The sequence below is a fragment of the Rhodococcus sp. ENV425 genome, from assembly GCF_002887785.1.
GTDB classification, from domain to species: domain Bacteria; phylum Actinomycetota; class Actinomycetes; order Mycobacteriales; family Mycobacteriaceae; genus Rhodococcus; species Rhodococcus aetherivorans.
Window position 1 is genome coordinate 69,866 of record NZ_PCZU01000253.1, and the last position, 6,695, is coordinate 76,560.

Consider the following 6,695-nt stretch of genomic DNA (forward strand, 5'->3'; position numbering starts at 1 on the left):
GTGCCGGGCAGCGGTGCGTCGGGGAACGGTGCGTCGGGGAACGGTGCGTCGGGCAGCGGTGCGTCGGGCAACGGTCTGCCGCAGCGCCGCCCCGGGAGCACTCCCGGGCTGCCGACGCCGCCGGCCGCCGCCGATTCCTCCCTGCCGCAGCAGCATTCCGAGCAGTCCGCAGACCCGGCCGCCGCGTCCGCCGGCCACGGCAGCGCAGCAGCCGACGGGCAGCCGGGCCGCGCCGCACGGCATCGGTACCGGACGAACCCGGCCAAGACGGCCGCGTTCTTCCAGCCGCGGCCCGACGTCAACACGCTGCGTCCGGGTGCCGGCACGCCGATCTTCGCCGACATGATGTCGAGCTGGCTCGTCGATCCGACGAGCCTGCCGGAGGACCGTCGGCCGGAGTGGAACTCGCGGGCGGACGTCGGTTGGAGGGCCGCCCAGGAGGCGGCGCAAGCCCCGGTGGAGCAACTCACCACCGCGGGTCTTCCGCGACGTGCACCCGGTCATAGGCTGGTGCCCGGTGCGGTCGCCTCCCCGGCGACCGGATCTGTGCCGGCTGTTCGGCGGCGCGACCCGGAGGCCATCCGGGCCAACCTGAGCCGTCACCAGCAAGGGGTTCGCAACGGGCGGGCCTCCGCGCACGCGTCCACCCAGACCGACGAACAGGGAGTTCGATGAACATTGACCATGGATCCGACGTAACTCGTCCTCTGGACTGGTTGGTGTCGAACTTCGCGCGCGAGGTTCCCGGCGTCTCCCACGCCGTGCTCGTGTCCGCGGACGGCCTCCTGATGGCGGCCAGCGCACACCTGCCTGTCGACCGTGCCGAGCAGCTCGCTGCCGTCACGTCCGGCCTGGCCAGCCTGTCCAACGGCGTGTCCCAGCTCTTCGAGGGCGGCGGAGTGCTCCAGTCCGTCGTGGAGATGCAGCACGGTTACCTGCTGCTGATGAGCGTGGGTGACGGCTCGCACCTTGCGACCCTGACCGCCTCGGAATGCGACATCGGACAGGTCGGTTACGAGATGGCACTCCTGGTCGATCGTGTGGGGGCGTCGGTCGAGGCCACTCCGCGCATCGGTCTGGGGTCCTGACGTCGAGGTGGCCATGGAAGAACGCAAGCCGGAGTCGCCGCCGGCCCAGCCCAGTCTGGTCCGGCCGTACTCACTGACTTCGGGACGGACCAGCCCCGCGGTCGAGCTGGCGTTGGAGGCACTGATCCAGGTCCTCCCGGGAACGGACGACCGTGCCCGGGACCTGGACAACATCAATGCCACGATCGTGGCTTTGTGCAGAGAGTCCCCGTCGGTCGCCGAGATCGCGGCGCGGGTGGGTGTGCCGATCGGGGTGGCGCGCGTACTCGTGGCGGATCTCGTCGAAGCCGGGCACGTACGGATCCTGGCCACCCTGAAAGACGATTCGAGCGACGCGGAGCGTCGTGAGCTGATTGAAAGGGTCCTCAGTGGACTTCGCGAACTCTAACTCCCCGAAGCGGGTGACCTCGACGAAGATCGTGATCGCCGGGGGCTTCGGTGTCGGCAAGACCACGTTGGTGGGGGCGGTCTCGGAGATCGTTCCGCTGCGCACCGAAGCGCTGGTCACCAACGCCAGCGACGGCGTCGACAACCTGAGCGCGACGCCGCAGAAGGCCACCACGACCGTCGCGATGGACTTCGGCCGGATCAGCCTCGCCGAGGATCTCGTGCTGTACCTGTTCGGTACGCCGGGGCAGCACCGGTTCTGGTTCATGTGGGACGACCTGATCCGAGGTGCGATCGGTGCCATCGTGCTCATCGACACCCGGCGTCTGGACGAGAGTTTCGCGGCGGTCGACTTCTTCGAGGCCCGGAACCTGCCGTTCATCGTCGCGATCAACGAATTCGACGACGCCCCGCGGTACCCGACCGAGGACATCCGTCAGGCCCTCGCGGTCTCGGCGGACGTGCCGATCGTCTCGATCGACGCTCGGCAGCGCGAGTCCGCCAAGTCGGCGCTCGTGACGGTCACCGAGTACGCGCTGCGCAAGCTGCATCAGCCGGTAGCGCCCTGATGGACACGCACGTGCACCTGTTCGGCATGGGCACGTGGGTGATCGTCCTGGCGTACGCGACGTCGGCGATCGGGTTGCTCGTGGGACTGGCCAGTGCCCGCAAGTCGTTGTCCGCCGGTTCGGAACGGGCGCGGCTGTACTGGCTGATGCGAGCCGCGCTCTCGACCGGGGGCGTCGGGGTGTGGCTGGCGCACTTCCTGCCGATGGCGGGTTTCACGGTGGACGGCAGCATCATCCGATACGACCTGCTCGGCATCGTCTTCTCGATGGCGGTGGCGCTGGTGTCCGCCTTCGTCGCCATGGTGGTCGTGCAGCCGAAGCGGGTGTCGCGCCGGGCCCGGCCGTCGCGCGGTGCCGTGGCGGCACGGCTGCTGGGCGGGTCGCTGGTCCTCGGCGCCGGGATCGCCGGCGTGCACTACTCGATCATGTGGGCGATGGAACTGCAGGGCACCGTCGCATACGACCTGACCTACGTGGCGGCGTCCGTGGTGGCGGCTTGCCTTACCGCGGTGGTGGTCCTGTGGCTGGTCACGGTCGCCGACAGCAGGTGGATGCGGATCGGCGGCAGCATCTTCGCCGGCGCGGCGGTGATCGGCGTGCACTTCCTCGCGATGGCGGCGGTGCAGGTGACGGTGGATCCGGCGACCGCGGCCCCGTCGGGGGTCGAGGTGTTCGCCGTCCTCTTCCCGGTGTTCGTGCTCGGCATGCTGATCCTGACGGTCCCGATCATGGCGTTGCTCATGGCTCCCGACCGGGTGGCGGCCGCACTGGAGGCCGAGGCCGAGGCGTGGGCGCAGCAGCACAGCCCGGCCGATCCCCGGCGTCCGGCCACCTGAGCGCACGGGGGCGGGACCTGCCCCCGTGCGAATTACATCGATGCGATACGCTCCGATCGCTGTCGAGGGGGCGAAGTCGCAGCCCGTATCGATTCGGTGTGGCGCGCCACCGCACGAGTGCGGACCGACTTCCGCGTGCCACGCTCAGAAGGTCACGATGTCGCACGAAATGCACCACTTCTCCATGGGGATGTGGGTGTTCTTCCTCGCCTATGCCACCTCCGTCGTCGGATCGTTCGTCGGGCTCTCCTGCGCTCGCCAGGCGCTGATCGCCCCGACCGGCCGCGGCCACCGCCGCTGGATGGCCATGGCCGCCCTGTCCGTCGGCGGTGTGGCCGTCTGGCTCATGCACTTCATCGGGATGATGGGCTTCGACGTCCCGGGTACCGCGGTCCGTTACGCGCTGGGACCGACCGTCTTCTCCGTCGCGCTGTCGGTGGCCGCCACCTGGTTCGGGCTCTGGCTCGTGAGCTCCCGCGCCGCGTGGGTGAACCGCGTCCCGTCTCTCGTCCGCCTGTTCGTCGGCGGCGTCGGGATGGGCCTGGCGGTCAGCCTCATGCACTACAGAGGCATGTGGGCCATCCGGATCCAGGGCTCGCTCGAGCACGACACGGCGTTCGTCGTGGCCTCGGTGGCCATCGGTGTCGTCGCGGCCACGGTCGCCCTGTGGCTCGCGCAGGCCGCGGACCGGTGGACGCTCCGGGTACCGGCCGCCCTGCTCATGGGCTGCGCGGTCGTGGCGCTGCACTACACCGGCATGGCCGGTGTGCGCGTCCAGGTCGACCCGACCGTCCCGCTGCCGGCGGGCCAGACCGTCACCGCCCTGCTGTTCCCCTCCTTCGTGCTCGGCATCGTCGTTCTCACCGTGCCCATCGCGGCGCTGCTGCTCGCGCCCAGCCGGAGGGATCTGGCACTGGAACAGGAGTTCGCCCGCTGGACCACCGACGACGACGGCACCGACTCGTCGCGGACCGTTCCGGCGCGATCGTGACGCGAATTCCGGGCGACGTGCAGGGTCGGTCGAGCGGAATCGCCGCATCGGTCGGTGTGCGAGCTGACCTGCACCTATAGACTCGTGTGGTTGCGAGACGCGCGCCGGGCGGAAGCCCGCGGCGTTCGAGCCGAGTAGAAGAAGGAGCTCATGACCGACACCACGTTGCCGCCGGAGGGGCCGGGGCACGACCGCATCGAGCCCGTCGACATCCAGCAGGAGATGCAGAGCAGCTACATCGATTACGCGATGAGCGTGATCGTGGGCCGCGCCCTGCCCGATGTGCGGGACGGTCTCAAGCCGGTGCACCGCCGCGTCCTGTACGCAATGTACGACAACGGGTTCCGCCCGGACCGCGGCTACGTGAAGTCGGCACGTGCCGTCGCCGAGACGATGGGCAACTACCATCCGCACGGCGACGCCTCGATCTACGACACGCTCGTGCGACTCGCGCAGCCGTGGTCGATGCGCTACCCGCTCGTGGACGGCCAGGGCAACTTCGGTTCCCGCGGCAACGACGGTGCGGCCGCGATGCGGTACACCGAGTGCCGGCTCACGCCGCTCGCGATGGAGATGCTGCGGGAGATCGACCACGAGACGGTCGATTTCCAGCCGAACTACGACGGCCGCACGCTCGAGCCGGTGGTTCTCCCCAGCCGTATCCCCAACCTGTTGATCAACGGTTCCGGCGGCATCGCGGTGGGCATGGCCACCAACATCCCGCCGCACAACCTCCGTGAGGTGGCCGAGGCGATCTACTGGGCGCTCGAGAACTACGAGGCCGACGAGGAAGCCACCCTGGCGGCCGTCATGGAGCGCATCAAGGGGCCGGACTTCCCGACGGCGGGCCTGATCGTCGGCGGCCAGGGCATCAAGGACGCGTACACCACGGGCCGCGGCTCGGTGCGGATGCGCGGTGTCGTGGAGATCGAGGAGGACGCCCGGGGGAAGACCTCCATCGTCATCACCGAACTGCCGTACCAGGTCAACCCGGACAACCTGATCACCTCGATCGCCGAGCAGGTCCGGGACGGCAAGATCGCCGGCATCTCCGACATCCACGACGAGTCGTCGGACCGTGTGGGCATGCGCATCGTCGTCACCGTCCGCCGTGACGCCGTGGCGAAGGTCGTCCTCAACAACCTCTACAAGCACACGCAGCTGCAGACCGGCTTCGGCTGCAACATGCTCTCGATCGTCGACGGCGTGCCGCGCACCCTGCGGCTCGACCAGATGATCCGGTTGTACGTCAACCATCAGGTCGAGGTCATCGTCCGCCGGACGCGGTACCTGCTGCGCAAGGCGGAGGAGCGGGCCCACATCCTGCGCGGACTCGTCAAGGCGCTCGACGCGCTCGACGAGGTCATCGCGCTGATCCGCGCCTCGGCGACGGTGGAGGACGCGCGCACCGGCCTGATCGGGCTGCTCGACGTCGACGAGATCCAGGCCGACGCGATCCTGGCGATGCAGCTGCGCCGCCTCGCCGCTCTGGAACGACAGAAGATCGTCGACGAACTCGCCGAGATCGAGCGCGAGATCGACGACCTCAAGGACATCCTCGCCAAGCCCGAGCGCCAGCGCGCGATCGTGCGGGACGAGCTGAAGGAGATCGTCGACAAGTACGGCGACGACCGCCGCACCCGCATCGTCGCGGCCGACGGCGACGTCTCCGACGAGGACCTCATCGCCCGCGAGGACGTGGTCGTCACCATCACCGAGACCGGCTACGCCAAGCGCACCAAGACCGACCTGTACCGGTCCCAGAAGCGTGGCGGCAAGGGCGTCAAGGGTGCCGACCTCAAGCAGGACGACATCGTCAAGCACTTCTTCGTGACGTCCACGCACGACTGGCTGCTGTTCTTCACCACCAAGGGCCGGGTGTACCGGGCGAAGGCCTACGAGCTGCCGGAGGCCAACCGCACCGCGCGCGGCCAGCACGTGGCCAACCTGCTGGCCTTCCAGCCGGACGAGCGGATCCAGGGCGTCATCCGGCTCAAGTCCTACGAGGACGCCCCGTATCTGGTGCTCGCGACCCGCAACGGCCTGGTCAAGAAGTCGCGCCTGTCGGACTTCGACTCCAACCGGTCCGGCGGCATCGTCGCGATCAACCTGCGCGGTGACGACGAACTGGTCGGCGCGGTGCTGTGCTCGTCGGACGACGACCTGCTGCTGGTGTCCGCGAAGGGACAGTCGATCCGTTTCGCGGCGAGCGACGAGGTGCTGCGGCCGATGGGCCGGGCGACCTCAGGTGTGCAGGGCATGCGGTTCAACGAGGACGACGCCCTGCTCTCCCTCAACGTGGTCCGCGAGGGCACGTACCTGCTGGTCGCGACGTCCGGCGGGTACGCCAAGCGCACCCCGATCGAGGACTACATGGCGCAGGGCCGCGGCGGCAAGGGCGTGCTGACCATCCAGTACGACCGCAAGCGTGGCACTCTGGTCGGAGCGCTCATCGTGGACGACGACGACGAGCTGTACGCGATCACCTCGGGCGGTGGCGTCATCCGGACCCCCGCGAAGCAGGTGCGCAAGGCCGGCCGACAGACGAAGGGTGTGCGGTTGATGAACCTGGGGGAGGGGGACACGTTGCTGGCGATCGCACGCAACGCCGACGAGCCCGAGGAGAGCGCCGTACTCGAAGCGAAGGAGTCGTAAGTGAGCACTCCCCAGGGACCGAACGGGGCCGAGCAGGGGCCGCCCGCTCAGCCGCCGAAGGGACAGAACGGACGAGAGGTACCCGGGAAGCAGGCTCCCGAGGTGAAGCCGGAGGGCGCTGCGGCGCCGTCGGACGCGCCGGGTGCCGCCCGGAACCCCGCCGCGGGAG

The 6,695-nt window shown here is 69.2% G+C and carries 6 protein-coding genes and 1 pseudogene; all 7 read left to right on the forward strand.

Annotated features, from left to right (window positions below; all coding sequences use genetic code 11):
- A pseudogene (locus CQZ88_RS22455) lies at nucleotides 1–675 on the forward strand (ATP-binding protein); the annotation flags it as partial.
- Entirely contained in the window at nucleotides 672–1,088 is a 417-nt protein-coding gene (locus CQZ88_RS22460) for a roadblock/LC7 domain-containing protein (protein WP_006934478.1), read from the forward strand. The pseudogene CQZ88_RS22455 and the gene CQZ88_RS22460, both read left to right, overlap by 4 nt.
- A 13-nt stretch (nucleotides 1,089–1,101) precedes the next feature.
- Nucleotides 1,102–1,476 carry a DUF742 domain-containing protein gene (locus CQZ88_RS22465; protein ID WP_006934479.1) on the forward strand — a complete coding sequence of 125 codons (375 nt, stop codon included), beginning with the start codon at nucleotides 1,102–1,104 and terminating at the stop codon, nucleotides 1,474–1,476.
- A gap of 13 nt (nucleotides 1,477–1,489) precedes the next feature.
- Nucleotides 1,490–2,044, forward strand: coding sequence for an ATP/GTP-binding protein (locus CQZ88_RS22470; RefSeq protein WP_006934480.1), 555 nt, complete (start codon nucleotides 1,490–1,492; stop codon nucleotides 2,042–2,044).
- Nucleotides 2,044–2,880, forward strand: a complete 837-nt coding sequence (locus CQZ88_RS22475) for an MHYT domain-containing protein (protein WP_006934481.1) — start codon at nucleotides 2,044–2,046, stop codon at nucleotides 2,878–2,880. Before CQZ88_RS22470 ends, CQZ88_RS22475 begins: the two co-directional genes overlap by 1 nt.
- A 157-nt stretch (nucleotides 2,881–3,037) precedes the next feature.
- Nucleotides 3,038–3,871, forward strand: coding sequence for an MHYT domain-containing protein (locus CQZ88_RS22480; protein ID WP_102800334.1), 834 nt, complete (start codon nucleotides 3,038–3,040; stop codon nucleotides 3,869–3,871).
- Nucleotides 3,872–4,021: 150 nt separating this feature from the next.
- Entirely contained in the window at nucleotides 4,022–6,526 is a 2,505-nt protein-coding gene (gene gyrA / locus CQZ88_RS22485; protein ID WP_102800335.1) for a DNA gyrase subunit A, read from the forward strand.
- Nucleotides 6,527–6,695: the final 169 nt, after the last annotated feature.

Coding starts and splice junctions, on each gene's coding strand:
- CQZ88_RS22460 (WP_006934478.1), top strand. CDS start 672: ATGAACATTGACCATGGATCCGACGTAACTCGTCCTCTGGACTGGTTG.
- CQZ88_RS22465 (WP_006934479.1), top strand. CDS start 1,102: ATGGAAGAACGCAAGCCGGAGTCGCCGCCGGCCCAGCCCAGTCTGGTC.
- CQZ88_RS22475 (WP_006934481.1), top strand. CDS start 2,044: ATGGACACGCACGTGCACCTGTTCGGCATGGGCACGTGGGTGATCGTC.
- CQZ88_RS22480 (WP_102800334.1), top strand. CDS start 3,038: ATGTCGCACGAAATGCACCACTTCTCCATGGGGATGTGGGTGTTCTTC.
- gyrA (WP_102800335.1), top strand. CDS start 4,022: ATGACCGACACCACGTTGCCGCCGGAGGGGCCGGGGCACGACCGCATC.